Genomic DNA, 19107 nt, shown 5'->3' with positions numbered 1-19107 from the left:
GGCTTACTCCAGGTTCCAGAATGGCGCTGCCTGTTCCGGCCGCTTCGCGGGCACGCCCGCTCCCACAGCATCATCACAGGGCTTGAGGGCTGCGCTGCACCTGTGGGAGCGGGCAAGCCCGCGAAGAGGCCGGAGCAGGCAACACAAGTTGTACGATGTCCAAACTCATCAAATTAAACCTGTCTGCAAAAACCTGCGCAACCCTGAACGTCCACAGCCCGCTAGAAATGCGACACCCAGCAGAAAAACCGGTCAAAACCCTACCTCTCGATTTTTTGGACAGTGCAGTCTTCCCTCGCCTCCCGTGAAAAAAACGATCTAAAACCGCCGTTGCATTCAAAGCGTTGTACGACCACCTTAGTAGAGGGACTGTAGCCCAACCTCTACCAACAACAACAAACGAGGTCGACTCATGTCGAGCACGCCTACCCCCCGCGCCGCGTCGTCGTACGCGCTGGACGCGGCCCCTGCCCAGCGCCTGCCCACCCGCCGGCGCTGGTTCATGCTGTCACTGCTGCTGGTGGCGACCATCATCAACTACGTCGACCGGGTGAACATTTCCATCGCCGCGCCGTTCATGGCCAAGGACCTTGGCCTGGACAAGGTCGAGATGGGCCTGATTTTCTCCGCCTTCGCCTGGACCTACGCCCTGGCCTTGGTGCCGGCAGGCTTCATCGCCGACCGCTTCGGCTCGCGCCTGACCTACGGCGTGTCGCTGATCAGCTGGTCGGCAGTGACCGTGGCCCAGGGCCTGGCCAGTGGCTTTGCCTCGCTGTTCGGCCTGCGCCTGGCGGTCGGTGCCATGGAGGCCCCGGCCTTCCCGGCCAACAGCCGCGCCGTCACCGTGTGGTTCCCCGCCCGCGAGCGCGGCATGGCCAGCAGCATCTACGTGTGCGGCCAGTACCTGGGCACGGCGCTGTTCACTGGCGCCCTGCTGTGGCTGGCGACCACCTACGACTGGCGCCATGTGTTCTACAGCACGGGCCTGGTCGGCATCGTGTTTGGCGTGGTGTGGCTGTTCCTGTACCGCGACCCGTTGAATTGCAAGAAGGTCAGCAAGGAAGAACTGGCCTACATAGAGAACGGCGGCGGCTTGGTCAAAAGCAGCCAGCAACGCACCCGTTTCGACTGGCGCCAGGTCGCCGAGCTGTTCCGCTACCGCCAGGTGTGGGCGATCTGCCTGGGCAAGTTCGCCAGCACCTCGGCACTCTATTTCTTCCTGACCTGGTTCCCGACCTACCTGATCGAAGAGCGCCAGCTGACCTTGATCAAGGTCGGCATTTTCGCGGTCATGCCGTTCATTGGCGCTACGGTTGGCATCCTGCTGGCGGGCATCGTCTCCGACCTGCTGATCCGCAAGGGGTACTCGCTGTCGTTCGCCCGCAAGCTGCCGCTGGTGGTGGGCTCGATGCTGGGCATGTCGATCGTGCTGGTGAACTTCACCGACTCCAACGTGCTGTGCATCGCCGTCCTGACCCTGGCGTTCTTTGCCCAGGGTATCGCTTCGTCGTCATGGGCGGCAGTGTCGGAAGTGGCGCCCAAGGAGCTGATCGGCCTGACCGGCGGGATTACCAGCCTGGCCGCGAACATTGGCGGCATCGTTACGCCCATCGTGATTGGCGCGATCGTGCAGGCCAGCGGTTCATTCGCCATGGCGTTCTGGTTCATTGGCGCGGTGGCGTTGATGGGGACGCTTTCGTATTCGCTGCTGCTGGGGAAGCTGTACCGCATCGAGCTCAAGACTGCAGCTTGAGATTCCCACGGCCTGTGCTGGCCTCATCGCTGGCAAGCCAGCTCCCACAAGGCCTGCGCAGTTGCCTGGACCTGTGGGCGCCGGCTTGCCGGCGATAGGGCCGGTACAGGTTGCCTGGATAGTCCAACCCAACCCCGCTTTCGTCCAACTTTACCGGCCAGCCCGTGACATACGCTGGCCACCCCAGCAAGGAGGATTGACCCATGACTTACCTGTTCAACCCGCCGGCCATCGTCAGCCTGCCGATCCGCGGCAGCGATGTGCGCTTTCCGGTCGGCCGGGTGTTCTGCCTGGGCCGCAACTACCCATGGCCGGAAACCTACGGGCCGGCGCCACAGGAGCCGGTGTTCTTCATGAAACCCGCGAGCAATGTGGTCGAGGCAGCGGGCGAGCTGCCCTTCCCGCCGCAGACCGACGAGTTTTGCCACGAAATCGAGCTGGTCGCAGCCATCGCCAAGGGCGGTGCCGACATCGCCCCGGAGCATGCCCTGGAACACGTGTTCGGCTTTGCCGCCGGCCTGGACATGACCCGGCGCGATCACCAGCGCAAGGCCAAGGCCGAGGGCCTGCCCTGGGAGGCGGCCAAAGTGTTCGAGGCCTCGGCCCCCATGACTGCCATCGTCCCCGCCAGCGAGTGCGCCTGGCCGCTGAATGCGACGCTGTGGCTGCAGGTCAATGGCCAGGAGCGCCAGCGTGCCCACCTCAGCCAGCAGACCTGGACGTTGGCCGAAGTCATCAGCCGGCTGTCCCGCCAGCTGCCGCTCCGCCCGGGCGACCTGATCATGACCGGCAGCCCGCCCGGGGTGGCGGCGCTGAACCCGGGCGACACCCTCCACGCCGGCATCGACGGTATCGGCGAACTGCACTTGCACGTCGGCCCCCGCCCTGCCGGGCAAGCCGCCAACGCTGCCTGATTCCCCTGGAGTGACGAAATGAAGCAGAACAGGAAAATCGCTCTGGTCACCGGCGCCGGCAGCGGCATCGGCCGCGCCGTCGCCCTCGCCCTGCTGGAGGATGGCTTCAGCCTGGTCCTCGCCGGGCGCCGTCTCGAACCGCTGCAAGCGGTCGTCGAACAGGCGCAGGCTGCGGGCGGTGAAGCCATGGCGGTAGCCACTGACGTGCGTGATGAACAGAGCGTCGCGCAGCTGTTTGCCACCGTCGAGGAGGTACATGGCCGCCTCGACGTGATCTTCAACAATGCCGGCATCAATGCCCCGGCCGTACCGGTCGACGAGCTGCCGCTGGAAAACTGGCGCAACGTCATCGCTACCAACGTCGATGGGGTGTTCCTGTGTGCCCGCGCGGCCTTCGGCCTGATGCGCCGCCAGCAGCCGCAAGGCGGGCGGATCATCAACAACGGCTCGATATCGGCGCATACCCCGCGCCCGTTCACCGCGCCCTACACCGCCAGCAAGCATGCGGTGCTGGGCCTGACCAAGGCACTGGCGCTGGACGGCCGGCCTTACAACATCGTCTGCAGCCAGGTGGACATTGGCAACGCCCTGACCGAGCTGTCCGAGCGCATGACCCGTGGTGTGCGCCAGGCCAATGGCGAGACCGCCGCCGAGCCAATGCTAAACGTGCGCCATGTGGCCGACGCGGTGCGCTACATCGCTGCGCTGCCGCTGGACGCCAATGTACTGAACATGACCGTGATGGCCAGCAACATGCCATTCGTTGGCCGTGGCTGAACCTTGCTTTCGATGAACCCTGTTCCTGATGGAGTGACCGATGAAACCCGAAGTCCTGCAACTTAGCCCGATCCTCATCCCGCAGATCCGTGAGCGCCTTGAACAGTTGTTCACCGTACACCGCTACTACGAACAGGCCGACAAGCACGCCTACGTCAGCCAGCATGCCGACAATATCCGCGGCGTGATCACCGGTGGCCACACGGGTATCAGCCAGGCACTGATGGCGCGCCTGCCCAACCTGGAAGTGATCGCGGTCAATGGTGTCGGCACCGACGCGGTCGACCTGGCCTACGCCCGCGACCGCGGTATCCAGGTGACAGCGACCATCGGCGCCCTCACCGAGGACGTTGCCGACCTCGCCATCGGCCTGCTGATCGGTGTGTGCCGGGGCATCTGCACCGGTGACCGTTTCGTGCGCGCCGGCCATTGGGCCACCAGTGCCACGCCGCTGGCACCGTTGCCACTGGCCCGTCAGGTGTCGGGCATGCGCGTGGGCATTGTCGGCATGGGCCGGGTCGGCCGCGCGGTGGCGCAGCGGGCAGCCGCGTTCGGTTGCCCGATTCGCTACACCGACTTGCAGGCGCTGGATGTGCCATACGGCTTCGAGGCCGACCTGCTGCAGTTGGCCAAGCACAGCGACGCACTGATCCTTGCAGCGGCGGCCGACAAGGGTGAGGCGCTGATCGATCGCGACGTGCTGCGGGCCTTGGGCAGCGAGGGTTACCTGATCAACATCGCGCGCGGCAAGCTGGTGGACGAACCGGCCTTGATCGCGGCATTACAGGCTGGCGAGATCGCCGGCGTGGCGCTGGATGTGTTTGCCGATGAGCCGCGAGCGCCCGAGGCGTTGTTCGAGCGTGAGGACGTGGTACTGCAGCCGCACCGGGCCAGTGCCACCGTGCAGACCCGCACGCGCATGGGCGAGATGGTGGTGGCCAGCCTGGTGGATGTGTTTGCCGGGCGCACGCCGCAGGGGCTGGTGTTCTGAGGCACGTGTGCCGGCCTCTTTGCGGGCTCGCCCGCTCCCACAGAGTCATCGCAGGGCTTGAGGGCTGCGCTGTACCTGTAGGAGCGGGCAAGCCCGCGAAAGGGCCGGCACTGGCAATACACGAGAATCAGGCCACACCCAGTTCCACCGCGTCACCCTTCAACCGCACCGGCCACACCCGCAAGCGCTGCCCGCTGTCCTCCAGGCATTCCCCGGTGTGCAGGCTGAAATGCTGCTTGTACAAAGGCGCCGCCACCACCAGCTCACCCTGCACGCTCCCCACCAAGCCGCGGCCGATGATGTTGGCCCCGGAGCGTGGGTCGCGGTTGTCCACCGCGTACAGCGCCTGGGCTTGGCCAGGCAGATAGAACAGCGCCACCTGGGCACCGTCGAGCCACACCACCACACCGGAGTCGGCCACCAGGTCTTGCGCCCGGCACACGGCCTGCCAGTTCTCGCGTTTGTTCACAGCAGCATTGGACAGCATCATCAGACAGCCTCCTCGACAGTGGGGATCAGGTGCAGCGGCGCGGCAGGCCGGCGTTGTTCGCGTTCACGCACGAAGTGCACGTCCGGGTCGGCGCGCTGGTCGTTGACAAAGGTCCGGAAGCGCTTGAGCTTCTCGGGGTCGTTCAGGGCGTTGGCCCATTCGCACTGATACTGGTCGACCACATGCTGCATCTGCGCTTCCAGTTCGCTGGCCAGGCCCAGGCTGTCGTCGATGACCACCTGTTTCAGGTAGTCCAGCCCGCCCTCGAGGTTTTCACGCCACACCGAAGTGCGCTGCAGCTTGTCGGCGGTGCGGATATAGAACATCAGCACGCGGTCGATCAGGCGTACCAGGGTTTCGTCGTCCAGGTCGGTGGCAAACAGTTCGGCATGCCGCGGGCGCATACCGCCGTTACCGCACACGTACAGGTTCCAGCCCTTGTCGGTGGCGATCACACCAATGTCCTTGCTCTGGGCCTCGGCACATTCGCGGGTGCAGCCAGACACGGCGAATTTGAGCTTGTGCGGGCTGCGCAGGCCCTTGTAGCGGTCTTCCAGGCGCAGGGCCATGGCCACGCTGTCCTGCACGCCGTAGCGGCACCAGGTACTGCCCACGCACGACTTCACCGTGCGGGTCGATTTGCCGTAGGCATGGCCTGTTTCGAAACCGGCCTCGATCAACTCCCCCCAGATGAGCGGCAATTCGTGCAGCTGGGCGCCGAACAGGTCGATGCGCTGGCCGCCGGTGATCTTGGTGTACAGGTCGTACTTCTTGGCCACCTGGCCAATCACGATGAGTTTGTCCGGGGTGATTTCACCCCCCGGAATACGCGGCACCACTGAGTAGGTGCCGTTTTTCTGCATATTGGCCATGAAGGTGTCGTTGGTATCCTGCAGCGGCACCAGCGCCGGGTCCATGATCGGCTGGTTCCAGCAGGAGGCAAGGATGTTGCCCACCGCCGGCTTGCAGATGTCACAGCCGGTGTGGCCCTCGCCGTGACGGGCGAGCAGTTCGCTGAAGGTGCGGATGCCCTCCACCCGCACCATGGCGTAGAGTTCTTGCCGGGTGTAGGCGAAGTGCTCGCACAGGCTTTTGTCCACCGCTACACCGCGGGCCGTCAGTTCATGCTCGAAGACTTGCTTGAGCAAGGCCGCGCAGCCGCCACAGCCGGTTGCCGCCTTGGTGCAGCCCTTGACCGCAGCCAGGTCGCTGCAGCCGCTGTCGACGGCGGCACAGACTGCACCCTTGCTGACGTTATGGCAGGAGCAGATGGTGGCGCTGTCGGGCAAGGCGTCGGCCCCCAGCGCTGGTGCTGCGCCGCCTTGCGGCAGGATCAGCGCGGCGGGGTCGGCCGGCAGGGCAATGCCGTTCTGGGCATACTGCAGCAAGGTGTCGTAATAGCTGTTGTCGCCAACCAGCACCGCACCCAGCACATGCTTGCCGCTGGCATCCACCACCAGCCGCCGGTAGGCGCTGTTGGCTTCGTCGATGAAGCGGTAGCTGCGTGCACCGGGCGTAGCACCGTGGGCATCACCGATCGAACCGACGTCCACCCCCAGCAGCTTGAGCTTGGTCGACATGTCGGCACCGCTGAACGGCACCGGTGCCTCGCCGCAGAGCAATGCCGCCAGGTTGCGCGCCATGCTGTAGCCGGGCGCGACCAGGCCGAACACGCTGCCGTTCCACGATGCACATTCACCGATGGCAAAGATGCGCGGGTCACTGCTGCGGCAGTGCTCGTCGATCACCACCCCGCCGCGTGGGGCGATGTCCAGGCCGCAGGCACGGCCAAGGGCATCTTGTGGGCGAATGCCAGCGGAGAACACGATCAGGTCGGTTTCCAGGTATTGGCCACCGTCGAAGTTCATGCGGTAGCGGTAGGCGTCGCCCTGGCTGATCGACTGGGTGGCACGCGACAGGTGCACCCCCACGCCCAGCGCTTCGATCTGTGCCTTGAGCGCTGCGCCGCCCTCGCCATCCAGCTGCACCGGCATCAGCCGTGGCGCGAACTCCACCACGTGGGCTTCCAGGCCGAGCGACTTGAGGGCGTTGGCTGCTTCCAGCCCCAGCAGGCCACCCCCCACCACCACGCCACGGCGGGCGCTGGCGGCGGCAGCGCGAATGCCATCGAGGTCGTCGAGGGTACGGTAGACCAGGCGGGCATCACCGCTGGAGCCCTCGATCGGCGGCACAAAGGGGTAGGAACCGGTCGCCAGGACCAGTTGGTCGTAGCCGTAGCGGCCTTGGGCGGTAACCACCTCGCCGCGCTCGCGATCGATCTGCAGGACCGCTTCGCCAAGGTGCAGGTGCACGCCGCTGGCGGTGTAGAAGTCGCGCTCGCACAGGGCCAGGGTTTCGGCACAGCTACCGCCAAAGTACTCGGACAGGTGCACTCGGTCGTAGGCGCGCTGGCGCTCCTCGCCGAACACCCGTACCTCGAACTGCTGCAGGGCGCCGCGGCTGACCAGTTGTTCGACACAGTGGTGGCCGACCATGCCGTTGCCGACGATGACCAGTCGCTCTCGTTGCCCGCTGCTCGCTGTTGCCTTCATAAGCCGATCCTCGATCAAAAAAAAAGCGCCTGGAGCCGAAGCTCCAGGCGCCTTTGCCTGTATTCATCACGGTAGGGGGCCCGGTTGATCGCCGTTGATCAGTGGGCTTTGTTGTTACATGGGCTAAGCAGGGAGTGTGCCAAGCCTGTTGCCGGGGGTGGACGCGTTACGCGCAAACCCGCGCCTGCACGGGCCTGCACAGCGTTCCAGGGCTTTGCAGCAGCGGGCTCGCTCGCCCGCCACCCGGCACCGGCTGCGCACATTCACAGTGCACTGCAGCCCATCGCGGTGCACATCAGTACACGTCACGCCGGTAGCGCCGGGCCTGGTTCAGGCCGTCGACGTAGGCATCAGCCGCCGCCGCATCCATGCCGCCATGCTCGGCGACAATCGCCCGCAAGGCCGCATCCACATCCCTGGCCATGCGCTGGGCATCACCGCAGACATAGAAGTACGCCCCGGCCTGCAACCATTGCCACAGCTGCGCACCGTGCTCGAGCATGCGCGTCTGCACGTAGATCTTTTGCGCCTGGTCACGCGAGAACGCCGTGTCCAACCGCAGGTGCCCCGTGGCTTGCCAGGCCTGCAATTGCGCCTGGTAATAAAAGTCGCTCGCAGCGTGCTGCTCGCCGAAGAACAGCCAGTTCGGCCCGCTGGCGCCGCGCGCTTCACGCTCTTCAAGGAACGCCCGAAACGGCGCAATGCCAGTGCCAGGGCCGACCATGATCAACGGCACACCATCGTCTTCAGGCAGGCGGAAGTGCTTCGACACCTGCGGGAAAATCGCCACCTTCAACGCCTGTGCCCGGTCGGCCAGGAAGCTGGAGCACACACCGTTGCGATCACCGTAGCGCACCGTGGAAACGGTCAGGTGCACCTGTTGCGGGTGCGCCAGTGGGCTGGAACTGATCGAGTACAGCCGTGGCTGCAACGGCTTGAGCAACGCGAGCCAACTGGCCAGTGGCAGTTGCTGCGGGAAGGCGCGCAACACATCGACCAGTTGCCGGCCCCACAACCACGCTTGCAGTTCGGCCTTGCACTCGGGCTGCAGCAGGCGCTGCAGGTCGGGGGCATTAGCGGCGAACACCTGCAGTTGCTGTGGGGTGACCTTGGCGATTTCCAGGTGTGCCTGCAGGGCTTCGGCCAGCGGCATGGCGGGCTGGCCCTTCAATTCCACCAGCGCCTGGCCGTCGAGTTGCATCAGCGCCAGCAGTTCTGCGACCAGCGCCGGACAATTGCGTGGCCATACCCCCAGGGCGTCGCCGGCGGCGTAGGTAAAACCGCTGCCACTGAGGTCGAAGACCAACTGGCGGGTTTCCTTGCTGGCACCGGGGCCGTTGAGCAGGCGGTTTTCCAGCAGGGTAGCCGCACAGGGCTGCTGCTTGGTGTAAGCCGCCACGGGTGCCGCTGCACAGGGCTGCTGCTTGGTGTAAGCCGCCACGGGTGCCGCTGCGCCGGCCGGCTGTGCCGCGGCGGTGCTGCCCAGGCTTGGCAGCAGCGCCTCCAGCCAGCCGGCAAACGCTTCGTCGAAGTCGGGCTCGCACTCCACCCGTTGCAGCAGGCGCCGGCCGCCCAGCTCGGCCAGCCGCTGGTCCAGCTTGCGGCCAAAACCACAGAACTGCTCATAACTGGAGTCGCCCAAGGCCAGCACGGCATACGGCAGCTCAGCACAGTGGCCGCCCTCCTCACCCTGCAACGCCTGCCAGAAGTTCGCGGCACTGTCGGGGGCCTCGCCATCACCGAACGTGCTGGTAATGAACACCACGCTGGCAGCACCGCGCAGCTGGCTGGGGCGGGTCGCCTGCATGCAACTGAGCTGCACCTGCAGGCCTGCGCCGCGCAGGCGTTCGGCGCAGCGCTCGGCCAGCAGTTCGCAGTTGCCGGTCTGCGAAGCCCATACCACCTGGTGCAGCGGCTGGGCTGGCGCCGCGGCCGGTGCCTGGGCCGGGGTCGCGAACAGCCCGGCCAGCAAGCCGTCAACGAACATACGCCGGCTGGCCGGCAGCGGCGCACTGGCCGGCAGGCTGGGCACAGCGTCGACGCGCGCCTGGGCCAGCCCCAGCAGAAAACCTTGCAGATAGTGGCGCTCGTCGTCGGCCAGCACCGGGGCCGGCAAGGTGTCCAGGCCTAACAGGCGGGACAAGGTGGCGGTCGGCATGCTGGCAGGCTCGGCAACGGAGGTGTGCAGTTCAAGGGCATCGATACGCTCGCCGGCAACCCGCTGCAGGGCCACGGCGCAGTGCTTGAATGCGGGCTGCAACGACAGTGGGTCGAGCGCATCGCAGGTGACGGCATTGATGGCCAGCTGCTCACCGAACAGGTCGTTCCAGTGAAACGGCGCAAAGCAGTTGCCTGGCATGACCCGGTCGCTGATACGCGCCGGGAGCACGGCCTGGCCACGCCGCGAGCGAACGGCCACCTGGTCTTTCTCGGCAATGCCCAAACGGGCGGCATCTTCCGGGTGGATTTCAACGAACGGGCCGGGCTCTAGCTTGTTCAGCGCCGGTACCTTGCCGGTCTTGGTCAGGGTATGCCAGTGGTGCTGCACGCGGCCGGTGTTGAGCACCAGGGGGTAGGCGTCATCTGGCAACTCAGCGGCGGGCAACCAGGGCCGGGCGAAGAAGCGTGCCTTGCCACTGGCCGTGGGGAAGGCGATAGCCGGCCGCTGCCCTTGGTCATCGAGCAGCAGCGCCTGGCTGCTGCCATCGTTCAGGTAACGCAGCGGGCTGCGGTGCTGCTCGCGCCCCGGGGCGCTGGGCCACTGCCGGGGTTGCTGACGCAGGTCGGCATAGCTGATGCCACGCAGGTCATAGCCGGTGGCCGGGTTGTGAAAGCGGCGAATTTCCTCATACACCGCCTCGGCGTTCGGGTAATCGAAGGCCTCGCCATAGCCCATCGCGCAGGCCACGCGGGCGATGATCTGCCAGTCCGGCAGGCTTTGCCCGGGCGGCTCGACAGCGCGGGGCATCAGGGTCAGGTTGCGTTCGCTGTTGATCATCACGCCCTCGCCTTCGGCCCACAGCGCAGCAGGCAGCAGGATATCGGCGTAACGGTTGGTTTCGGTGTCGAGGAAGGCGTCCTGGGCGATCACCAGGTCGGCCTGGCGCAAGCCGTCGAGCACCTGCTGGCGGTTGGCGACACTGGCAACCGGGTTGCTGCAGATGATCCAGCAGGCTTTCACCTCGCCGGCCTCGAGTTGCTCGAACAGGGCCACCGTTCCCTCGCCGGCTTCGCTGCGCAGGCTACCGGGTGGCAGTTGCCACTGCTGTTCGACGAAGGCACGGTCAGCCGCCACCAGTGCCGAGCGCTGGCCGGGCAAGCCGGGCCCCATGTAGCCCATTTCGCGGCCGCCCATGGCATTGGGCTGGCCGGTCAACGAGAACGGCCCGCTGCCAGGGCGGCAAATGGCACCGGTGGCCAGGTGCAGGTTGCAGATGGCATTGCTGTGCCAGGTGCCATGAATGCTCTGGTTCAGCCCCATGGTCCAGCAGCTCATCCAGTTGCCGGCGCTGCCGATCCATTGCGCGGCCTTGACGATGTCGGCCTCGGCCAGCCCGGTGATGGCGGCCACCCGTTCGGGGCTGTAGTCATCGAGCAAGGCGGGCATGTCGTCCCAGCCTTCGGTATGGCGGGCGATAAAGTCCGGTTGGGTGTGGCCATTGCGATGCAGCAGGTGCAGCAGGCCATTGAGCAAGGCCATGTCGCTGCCGGGGCGCAGCTGCAGGAACAGGTCGGCCTTGTCCGCCGTGGCGCTGCGCCGGGGATCGACGACGATCAGTTTGGCCCCCGCCTTGACCCGGTCGAGCAGGCGCAGGAACAGGATCGGGTGGCAGTCAGCCATGTTCGAACCGATCACCAGAAACACATCGGCGTGCTCGAAATCCTCGTAGCTGCCAGGCGGGCCGTCGGCGCCTAGCGACAGCTTGTAGCCGCTGCCGGCACTGGCCATGCACAAGCGCGAATTGGACTCGATGTGGCGGGTGCGAATGAAACCCTTGGCCAGCTTGTTGGCCAGGTACTGGGCCTCCAGCGACATCTGCCCGGACACGTAGAGCGCTACGGCGTCTGGCCCATGCTGGTCGATGATGCCACGCAGGCGCTTAGCACTCTCGGCAATGGCCTGGTCCATGTTGGCGCGCACCGGCGGCTGGTTGCGTTGCTGGCGCAGGTAGGCGTCTTCCATGCGCCCGGCCGCCGTCAGCGGCAAGTGGGCGGTGAGGCCCTTGGTGCACAGCCGGCCGTAGTTGCTGGGGTGCTGCTTGTCGCCGCTGATCTTGCCGACCTTGCCATCGGCAACGCTCATGACGATGCCGCAACCAACCCCGCAATACGGGCATACGCTGCGCACTTCGTTATTGACCATGGGCGGGCTCCTGTGGAAACGCAAAAAGGCGCCGGCTGCCCCGGCCTGCAGCAGCAAGCGGGGGCAACACGGCGCCTTTGTCGTGAGAATGTGCGGGCTGTCGACGTTGATGGCCCGGGATGGGAGGTAGCCAGCAATTAGTGGGCCAGCTGGAGCAGACGCTTCTACCACGCCCGCGCTCTGGCGTACCGTGCGCACCCTGCGCACCATGCGGTGGCAACTTCACACCCGCTGGCGCTATGCTGGGGCAAATTCCAGCATGAGCAACCGCCCTTTCCCCATGCCCCAGGTGATCCTCAAGACCCCCGCCCAACTCGAGCTGATGCGCCGGGCCGGCCAGTTGCTGGCCCAGGTATTCGCTGACCTCGACAATTTCATCCGCCCCGGCGTGACCACCCTGCAAATCAACGACCGCGCCGAAGCCTACATTGTCGAAACGCTCAAGGCCCGGCCTGCGAGCAAGGGCCAGTACGGGTTCCCCTACTCGCTCAATACGTCGGTGGACCATGTGGTGTGCCATGGCATGCCCAAAGCCGACGAGGTGCTTGAGGAAGGCTCGATCGTCAACGTCGACATTACCCTGGAACAGGGCGGCTACATCGCCGACGCCTCGAAGATGTACTGCATTGGCACGATCAGCGACGAGGCCCGCCGCCTGGTCGACACCACCTATGCAGCGCTGTGGAAAGGCATCGAGCAGGTGCGCCCAGGGGCCACGCTGGGTGACATCGGCCACGCCGTGCAGGCCCATGCCGAGGCCGCGGGCTACAGCGTGGTGCGCGAATACTGTGGGCATGGTATCGGCCAGCAGATGCATGAAGCACCGGAGGTGTTGCACGTGGGCCAGCGCGGCATGGGCATGAAGCTCAAGCCAGGCATGGTGTTCACCATCGAACCGATGATCAACCAGGGTGGGCGCGGCACGCGCGAACTGAAAGATGGCTGGACGGTGGTTACCCGCGACCACAGCTTGTCGGCGCAGTGGGAGCACACGGTGGCGGTGACGGACGACGGTTTCGAAGTGCTGACGTTGCGTGAAGAAGAACGCTGGGGCTGAAACTGAAGCGCTCTGCGGGCTCTTGAAGCATACAGGCACAAAAAAAGCGACCCTAGGGTCGCTTTCTTTGTAACTTCCGGGTGTTCAGTGGGCCCTGGAAGTTGAATATGGCGCAGCGGACGGGACTCGAACCCGCGACCCCCGGCGTGACAGGCCGGTATTCTAACCGACTGAACTACCGCTGCGCTATACATCGAGTGGTGGGTGATGACGGGATCGAACCGCCGACCCTCTGCTTGTAAGGCAGATGCTCTCCCGGCTGAGCTAATCACCCATGTCTCTCGGTGTGGCGCGCATTCTACGGGCGACTTTTCGCTCTGGCAAGCCCTTATCGAAGTTTTTGCGCATTTAAATCAGGCACAGAATTTCAGGCAAAAAAAAAGCGACCCTAAGGTCGCTTTCTTTGTAACTTCCGGGTGTTCAGTGGGCCCTGGAAGTTGAATATGGCGCAGCGGACGGGACTCGAACCCGCGACCCCCGGCGTGACAGGCCGGTATTCTAACCGACTGAACTACCGCTGCGCTATACATCGAGTGGTGGGTGATGACGGGATCGAACCGCCGACCCTCTGCTTGTAAGGCAGATGCTCTCCCGGCTGAGCTAATCACCCATGTCTCTCGGTGTGGCGCGCATTCTACGTACGCCCCTGCACCCTGGCAAGCACTTTTTAAACTTTCTTCAAAAAAAACCTCAGGCCTTTCAAAGACCTAGCGTTGCCAGGCGTTTTCTTGCGCCATTAACCACTGCTGGCCCTCTGACAGGGTTGGCCTGGGAGCACTGCTCGGAGAATAATGCCCGCCTTATGCATTAATGAGAGATTGCCCCGCATGTGGTTCAAGAACCTGCTGACCTACCGCCTGACCCAGGAAGTACCGTTCGAGCCTGAAGCGCTGGAGGCCGCCCTGGCCAGCAAGCCGGCCCGCGCCTGTGCCAGCCAGGAGCTGTCCACCTATGGTTTCATCGCACCGTTCGGCAAAGGCGAAGACGCGCCCTTGGTGCATGTCAGCGGCGAGTACCTGCTGATTGCCGCACGCAAGGAAGAACGCATCCTGCCAAGCAGCGTGGTCAATGACGCCGTGAAGGAAAAGGTCGAAGAGATCGAGACCGAGCAGATGCGCAAGGTCTACAAGAAGGAACGCGACCAGATCAAGGATGAGATCATCCAGGCCTTCCTGCCGCGCGCGTTCATCCGCCGCTCGATGATTTTCGCTGCCATTGCCCCGCGTCAGGGTGTGATCCTGGTCAACTCGGCCAGCGCCAAGCGTGCCGAAGACCTGCTGTCGACCCTGCGTGAAGTGATGGGCTCGCTGCCAGTGCGCCCAGCCACGGTAAAAATCGCACCGGTTGCCACCATGACCGACTGGGTCAAGTCGCAACAGGCTGCTGAAGGCTTCTACGTGCTGGACGAGTGCGAACTGCGCGACACCGCCGAAGACGGTGGCATCGTGCGCTGCAAACGCCAGGACCTGACCGGCGAAGAAATCCAGCTGCACCTGAGCACCGGCAAGGTGGTTACCCAACTGGCCCTGGCCTGGCAGGACAAGCTGTCGTTCATCCTCGACGACAAGATGGTCATCAAGCGCCTGAAGTTCGAAGAGCTGCTGCAGGAGCAGGCCGAACAGGACGGTGGCGATGAGGCGGCCCAGCAGTTCGACGCCAGCTTCCAGCTGATGATGATGACCTTTGCCGAATTCTTGCCGGTGCTGTTCGAGGCCCTGGGTGGCGAGGAGATTCCGCAGGGGGTCTGATGCAGTTCGAAATGCCGGTGCTGGCTTGGGAGAAATCCCTGGACAGTGCTGGCCTCTTCGCGGGCTTGCCCGCTCCCACAGGTACAACACAGGGCCTGAATACTGTGATGTACCTGTGGGAGCGGGCAAGCCCGCGAAGAGGCCAGTGAAATGCCTGAAGCCATAAATAGAAAAGGAATTGACCCATGCGTGCCCTCGCCGCCCTCAGCCGCTTTGTCGGCAACACCTTCGCCCTGTGGGTGATGGTGTTCGCCCTGCTGGCTTTCCTGCAACCGCAATGGTTCATCGCCTTGAAGGTAGCCATCGTGCCGCTGCTGGGGCTGGTGATGTTCGGCATGGGCCTCACCCTCAAGCTCGACGACTTCGCCGCCCTCGCCCGCCAGCCCTGGCGGGTGATGCTGGGGGTGGTTGCGCACTTCGTGATCATGCCGGGCATGGCCTGGCTGCTGTGCCAGCTGTTCCAGCTGCCGCCGGAAATTGCCGTGGGGGTGATCCTGGTTGGCTGTTGCCCCAGTGGCACGGCCTCCAACGTGATGGTCTGGCTGTCTCGGGGCGACCTGGCCCTGGCCGTGGCAATTGCTGCCGTCACGACCCTGCTGGCGCCACTGCTGACCCCTGCCCTGATCTGGTTCCTGGCCTCGGCGTGGCTGCCGGTGTCCTTCATGGACATGTTCTGGTCGATCCTGCAACTGGTGATGCTGCCGATCGTGCTGGGCGTTATCGCCCAGCGTTTGCTCGGTGCCCGCGTGCAGGCGGCTGTGCAAGTGCTACCGCTGGTGTCGGTGGTGAGCATCGTGATGATCGTGTGCGCAGTGGTGGCGGCCAGCCAGGCAAAAATTGCCGAATCGGGACTGCTGATCATGGCAGTGGTAGTGCTGCACAAAAGCTTTGGCTACTTGCTGGGGTACCTGACCGGCAGGCTGTGCAAACTGCCACTGGCCCAGCGCAAGTCACTGGCGCTGGAGGTGGGCATGCAGAACTCGGGGCTGGGGGCGGCATTGGCAGCGGCGCATTTTTCGCCCCTGGCAGCGGTGCCCAGTGCATTGTTCAGCGTTTGGCACAATATTTCCGGGGCTCTGCTGTCGACCTGGTTCCGGCGCATGGGTGAGCCCGGGGAGCAGGCTGAAGGGGTGGAACAGGCCAGGCATCGAGGGTGACGCCAGGCTTGCCCTGAAACCTGCAGGTGTGCACTATAGTGCTCACTGTGAGGACGACCTCACGACGCACCGCGTGATCATTACGGGGACGGCCCCATCATTCACCACGATGGAGAAGCACCATGTCCTGGATCATCCTGTTCTTCGCCGGCCTGTTCGAGGTCGGCTGGGCCGTAGGCCTCAAATACACCGACGGCTTCAGCAAGCCACTGCCCACCGTACTCACCGTCGCCGCCATGGCTATCAGCCTCGGCCTTCTGGGCCTGGCCATGAAGGAGTTGCCGCTGGGCACTGCCTACGCCATCTGGACCGGGGTGGGTGCCGTGGGCACGGTAATCGCCGGCATTATTCTTTTCGGCGAATCCATGGCCCTGGTACGCCTGGTTAGCGTGGCGCTGATCATCACCGGCCTGGTCGGCCTGAAGGTCAGCGCCAGCTGATCCCCTCCCCTAGCGCAGGTTGCCGCGCAAGCGGCTGACCTGCTCACGCAGGGCCTCTGGCTGCGCCGCCTCCACCGGGATGGCGGCACCGGCCACGATGGTCACCCGCGACCACAACCGCTTGAAGAAGCCTTTGCGTGGGTCGCGGCTGAAGAAACTGCCCCACAAGCCCTGCAAGGCCAGCGGAATCACCGGCACCGGGGTTTCTTCGAGGATGCGCTTGACGCCCCCCTTGAACACATCGATTTCACCATCACCGGTCAGTTTGCCCTCAGGGAAGATGCACACCAGTTCGCCGTCGGCCAGGTACGCGGCAATGCGCGCGAAGGCCCGCTCGTACGTGGCCTGGTCTTCATTGCGCCCGGCAATCGGGATGGCCCCTGCGGTACGGAAGACAAAGTTGAGCACCGGCAGGTTGTAGATCTTGTAGTACATGACAAAGCGGATCGGCCGGCGGATCGCCCCACCCAACAGCAGCGCGTCGACGAACGAGACATGGTTGCACACCAGCAACGCCGCACCCTGGTCGGGAATGCGCTGCAGGTCACGGTGCTGCACGCGGTACATCGAATGGCTGAGCAGCCAGATCAAGAAGCGCATGGTGAACTCGGGCACGATCCTGAAAATGTAGGCGTTGACCGCGATATTGAGCAGCGACACCACCAGGAACAGCTGGGGGATGCTCAGCTTGGCCAGGCCCAGCAGGAGGATGGTGAGCAGTGCCGACACCACCATGAACAGGGCATTGAGGATGTTGTTGGCCGCGATTATCCGGGCGCGCTGGTCTTCGCCGGTGCGGGCCTGAATCAAGGCATACAGCGGCACGATGTAGAAGCCGCCGAACACCCCCAGCCCCATGATCGACAGCAGGATCCACCAGGCCTGGCTCATGCCCAGCAGCGCCAGCCAGTCATGCGGCGCAGCGGCCGCTGGCACATCGCCAGAGTGCCACCACCACAGCAGCCCGAACAGGGTCAGGCCGAACGAGCCGAATGGCACCAGGCCGATTTCCACCTTGCGCCCGCTGAGCCGTTCGCACAGCAGCGAGCCCAGCGCGATGCCCACCGAGAACAGCGTCAGCACCAGCGTTACCACGGTGCCGTCACCGTGCAGCCAGTCCTTGGCGTAGGCCGGAATCTGCGTAAGGTAGATGGCACCGACAAACCAGAACCACGAGTTACCGACGATCGAGCGCGACACTGCCGGCGGCTGGCCCAGGCCCATGCGCAGGATCACCCAGGATTGCTTGAAGATATTCCAGTCCAGCGGCATGTTCGGCGAGGCCGCGGCTGCCCGCGGGATCCAGCGGCTGGCCAGGTAGCCCTGCACCGCAGTGCCGACCACCCCCCCGGCCACCACGGTGGCGTAGCTGTCGGCCGACATCATCACCCCGGCACCGATGGTGCCAGCCAGGATGGCAAGGAAGGTGCCGGTTTCGACCAGCCCGTTGCCACCGACCAGCTCTTCTTCACGCAGGGCCTGGGGCAGGATGGAATACTTCACCGGGCCGAACAGCGCCGAATGCGTGCCCATGCCGAACAGCGCCACCAGCATCAGCGCCAGGTGGTTGGTGATGAAGCCCAGGGCGCCGACCGCCATGATCGCGATCTCGGCCAGCTTGATGGCGCGGATCAGCGCGTCCTTGGCAAACTTTTCGCCAAACTGCCCACCTAACGCCGAAAACAGGAAAAACGGCAGAATGAACAGCAAGGCACACAGGTTGACCCAGATCGACCGGTCACCCTCGCCCAGGCTGAGCTTGAACAGGATCGCCAGGATCAGCGACTGCTTGAACAGGTTGTCGTTGAAGGCACCCAGCGACTGAGTGATGAAAAACGGCAGGAAGCGCCGCTTGCCGAGCAAGGTGAATTGCGAGGAATGACTCATCGTCCTTGGTCCTGATGGCTTTTCAATTGGAGGCGCGCCGGGCGCACCAGGCCACAAATCTGCATGGGAAATGCAGCGGCTGGCAAGCGCAGGGTCAGAACCCGCCACGCTCAGCGGGTCGATCGCGCCCGGCAGGCGCTCATTCGAAACCGAACAAAGCCCGCGCGGTATCCACCAGCAGGGCCTGGCGCAGCTGGGCCGAGCAACCCAAGGCCTCGAACTGCTGCACTGCAGTGGCAAAGCTGATCGTCGACTCATGCTGGGTATGCGGCCAATCACTGCCCCACATCAAGCGCTCGGCGCCGTAATGCGCTTCCAGCGCGCACAGTGCCGAGCGCGCGAAGGCCAGATTCTCGTCCGGCGCCCCCGCCAACCGGTAGATCCCCGACACCTTCACCCAAACCTTGCCCTGCCCGCCCAGGGTCAACAGTTCGGCGAACCCGGGCTGACCCAGCCCACGGCGGGCATCGGGGCGGCCGAAATGGTCGATGACGATGTTCAGGCCATAGGGCTGCAGCGCGCGGACCAGTGCCGGTATGTCCGCCACCTGCCGGTGCAGTTCCAGGTGCCAGCCTTGTTCGCCAATGCGTTCGAGCAGCGGTCGCCAGCGGCCACTGGCCAGGTCCGGCAGAGCCTGGCCCATCAGGTTCAGGCGCACACCACGCACGCCTGACCGGGCCATGTCGGCAAGGGTGTGTGGCTCGACATCGGGCGCCAGCATCACCACCCCGCGCAGTTGCTGCGGCACAGCCTGCAGGGCGCTGAGCAGGTAGCGGTTGTCGGTGCCGAGGAAACTCGGCTGCACCAGCACGCCATGGCTGAAACCATGGGCCAGCAGCTGGCCCAGGTAGTCGCCCAGCGGCGCATCGTAATCAGGGGCATAGCGCCGCTCACTGGCCAGCGCCAGCCCACGGCTGAAAACGTGGGCGTGGCTGTCGATCGCGCTCAGGTGTAAAGGAGGTACGTCGGGCATGGCTC

The 19107-nt window shown here is 64.7% G+C and carries 13 protein-coding genes and 4 tRNA genes; 8 read left to right on the top strand and 9 right to left on the bottom strand.

What is annotated here, in order from left to right; translation table 11 throughout:
• Positions 1-412: 412 nt before the first annotated feature.
• The 4 genes from AACG97_RS06525 to AACG97_RS06510 all read left to right on the top strand — a co-directional run bounded on the left by AACG97_RS06525 (position 413) and on the right by AACG97_RS06510 (position 4435).
• On the top strand, positions 413-1753 hold the full coding sequence (locus AACG97_RS06525; protein ID WP_009686232.1) for an MFS transporter: 1341 nt from the start codon (positions 413-415) through the stop codon (positions 1751-1753).
• Positions 1754-1956: 203 nt separating this feature from the next.
• Positions 1957-2667, top strand: coding sequence for a fumarylacetoacetate hydrolase family protein (locus tag AACG97_RS06520; RefSeq protein WP_029885870.1), 711 nt, complete (start codon positions 1957-1959; stop codon positions 2665-2667).
• A gap of 18 nt (positions 2668-2685) precedes the next feature.
• Positions 2686-3444, top strand: coding sequence for an SDR family oxidoreductase (locus tag AACG97_RS06515; protein ID WP_225785815.1), 759 nt, complete (start codon positions 2686-2688; stop codon positions 3442-3444).
• Positions 3445-3484: 40 nt separating this feature from the next.
• Entirely contained in the window at positions 3485-4435 is a 951-nt protein-coding gene (locus tag AACG97_RS06510) for a 2-hydroxyacid dehydrogenase (RefSeq protein WP_225785816.1), read from the top strand.
• A 127-nt stretch (positions 4436-4562) separates the two neighbouring features.
• Here AACG97_RS06510 and nirD read toward each other — a convergent pair whose 3' ends face one another.
• The 3 genes from nirD to AACG97_RS06495 form a co-directional block, all read right to left on the bottom strand.
• Complete coding sequence (nirD, locus tag AACG97_RS06505; RefSeq protein ID WP_009686226.1) at positions 4563-4925, bottom strand: nitrite reductase small subunit NirD; 363 nt, start codon at positions 4923-4925, stop codon at positions 4563-4565.
• Positions 4925-7477 carry a nitrite reductase large subunit NirB gene (nirB, locus tag AACG97_RS06500; RefSeq protein ID WP_225785817.1) on the bottom strand — a complete coding sequence of 851 codons (2553 nt, stop codon included), beginning with the start codon at positions 7475-7477 and terminating at the stop codon, positions 4925-4927. Before nirB ends, nirD begins: the two co-directional genes overlap by 1 nt.
• A gap of 295 nt (positions 7478-7772) precedes the next feature.
• A complete protein-coding gene (locus AACG97_RS06495; protein WP_225785818.1) occupies positions 7773-11840 on the bottom strand; it encodes a bifunctional nitrate reductase/sulfite reductase flavoprotein subunit alpha in 4068 nt (1355 codons plus the stop codon).
• A 208-nt stretch (positions 11841-12048) separates the two neighbouring features.
• On the opposite strand from AACG97_RS06495, the gene map reads away from it, so the two are divergent.
• Positions 12049-12897 (top strand): type I methionyl aminopeptidase, encoded by an 849-nt coding sequence (gene map / locus AACG97_RS06490; protein WP_033691076.1) that lies wholly within the window; start codon positions 12049-12051, stop codon positions 12895-12897.
• A 108-nt stretch (positions 12898-13005) separates the two neighbouring features.
• Here the strand turns inward: map and AACG97_RS06485 are convergent.
• From AACG97_RS06485 to AACG97_RS06470, 4 genes are all read right to left on the bottom strand, one after another.
• A tRNA-Asp gene (locus tag AACG97_RS06485) sits at positions 13006-13082 on the bottom strand.
• Positions 13083-13095: 13 nt separating this feature from the next.
• A tRNA-Val gene (locus AACG97_RS06480) sits at positions 13096-13171 on the bottom strand.
• 170 nt (positions 13172-13341) lie between these two features.
• A tRNA-Asp gene (locus tag AACG97_RS06475) sits at positions 13342-13418 on the bottom strand.
• A gap of 13 nt (positions 13419-13431) precedes the next feature.
• Positions 13432-13507, bottom strand: a tRNA-Val gene (locus AACG97_RS06470).
• A gap of 217 nt (positions 13508-13724) precedes the next feature.
• Here AACG97_RS06470 and rdgC point away from each other — a divergent pair.
• The 3 genes from rdgC (at position 13725) to sugE (ending at position 16242) form a co-directional block, all read left to right on the top strand.
• Positions 13725-14645, top strand: coding sequence for a recombination-associated protein RdgC (gene rdgC, locus AACG97_RS06465; RefSeq protein ID WP_009686222.1), 921 nt, complete (start codon positions 13725-13727; stop codon positions 14643-14645).
• Positions 14646-14830: 185 nt separating this feature from the next.
• Positions 14831-15802: a bile acid:sodium symporter family protein gene (locus AACG97_RS06460; RefSeq protein WP_232554959.1), complete on the top strand. Its 972-nt coding sequence runs from the start codon at positions 14831-14833 to the stop codon at positions 15800-15802.
• A gap of 122 nt (positions 15803-15924) precedes the next feature.
• A complete protein-coding gene (gene sugE, locus AACG97_RS06455; RefSeq protein WP_009686221.1) occupies positions 15925-16242 on the top strand; it encodes a quaternary ammonium compound efflux SMR transporter SugE in 318 nt (105 codons plus the stop codon).
• A 9-nt stretch (positions 16243-16251) separates the two neighbouring features.
• On the opposite strand, the gene AACG97_RS06450 is transcribed toward sugE, so the two are convergent.
• On the bottom strand, positions 16252-18129 hold the full coding sequence (locus tag AACG97_RS06450) for an MFS transporter (RefSeq protein WP_197886413.1): 1878 nt from the start codon (positions 18127-18129) through the stop codon (positions 16252-16254).
• Positions 18130-18268: 139 nt separating this feature from the next.
• Complete coding sequence (locus AACG97_RS06445; RefSeq protein WP_197886412.1) at positions 18269-19102, bottom strand: amidohydrolase family protein; 834 nt, start codon at positions 19100-19102, stop codon at positions 18269-18271.
• Between the last annotated feature and the right edge of the window lie 5 nt (positions 19103-19107).

This window comes from Pseudomonas sp. Nvir (assembly GCF_963778085.1).
In the GTDB taxonomy this organism is placed as follows: domain Bacteria; phylum Pseudomonadota; class Gammaproteobacteria; order Pseudomonadales; family Pseudomonadaceae; genus Aquipseudomonas; species Aquipseudomonas juntendi.
The sequence above is the reverse complement of the archived record's forward strand: the minus strand, read 5'-3'. Positions and strand labels throughout refer to the sequence as shown.

Bases quoted from the DNA above. Each gene is read 5' to 3' on its own strand.
- AACG97_RS06525 (WP_009686232.1), top strand. From the start codon at position 413: ATGTCGAGCACGCCTACCCCCCGCGCCGCGTCGTCGTACGCGCTGGAC.
- AACG97_RS06520 (WP_029885870.1), top strand. From the start codon at position 1,957: ATGACTTACCTGTTCAACCCGCCGGCCATCGTCAGCCTGCCGATCCGC.
- AACG97_RS06515 (WP_225785815.1), top strand. From the start codon at position 2,686: ATGAAGCAGAACAGGAAAATCGCTCTGGTCACCGGCGCCGGCAGCGGC.
- AACG97_RS06510 (WP_225785816.1), top strand. From the start codon at position 3,485: ATGAAACCCGAAGTCCTGCAACTTAGCCCGATCCTCATCCCGCAGATC.
- nirD (WP_009686226.1), bottom strand. From the start codon at position 4,925: ATGATGCTGTCCAATGCTGCTGTGAACAAACGCGAGAACTGGCAGGCC.
- nirB (WP_225785817.1), bottom strand. From the start codon at position 7,477: ATGAAGGCAACAGCGAGCAGCGGGCAACGAGAGCGACTGGTCATCGTC.
- AACG97_RS06495 (WP_225785818.1), bottom strand. From the start codon at position 11,840: ATGGTCAATAACGAAGTGCGCAGCGTATGCCCGTATTGCGGGGTTGGT.
- map (WP_033691076.1), top strand. From the start codon at position 12,049: ATGCGGTGGCAACTTCACACCCGCTGGCGCTATGCTGGGGCAAATTCC.
- rdgC (WP_009686222.1), top strand. From the start codon at position 13,725: ATGTGGTTCAAGAACCTGCTGACCTACCGCCTGACCCAGGAAGTACCG.
- AACG97_RS06460 (WP_232554959.1), top strand. From the start codon at position 14,831: ATGCGTGCCCTCGCCGCCCTCAGCCGCTTTGTCGGCAACACCTTCGCC.
- sugE (WP_009686221.1), top strand. From the start codon at position 15,925: ATGTCCTGGATCATCCTGTTCTTCGCCGGCCTGTTCGAGGTCGGCTGG.
- AACG97_RS06450 (WP_197886413.1), bottom strand. From the start codon at position 18,129: ATGAGTCATTCCTCGCAATTCACCTTGCTCGGCAAGCGGCGCTTCCTG.
- AACG97_RS06445 (WP_197886412.1), bottom strand. From the start codon at position 19,102: ATGCCCGACGTACCTCCTTTACACCTGAGCGCGATCGACAGCCACGCC.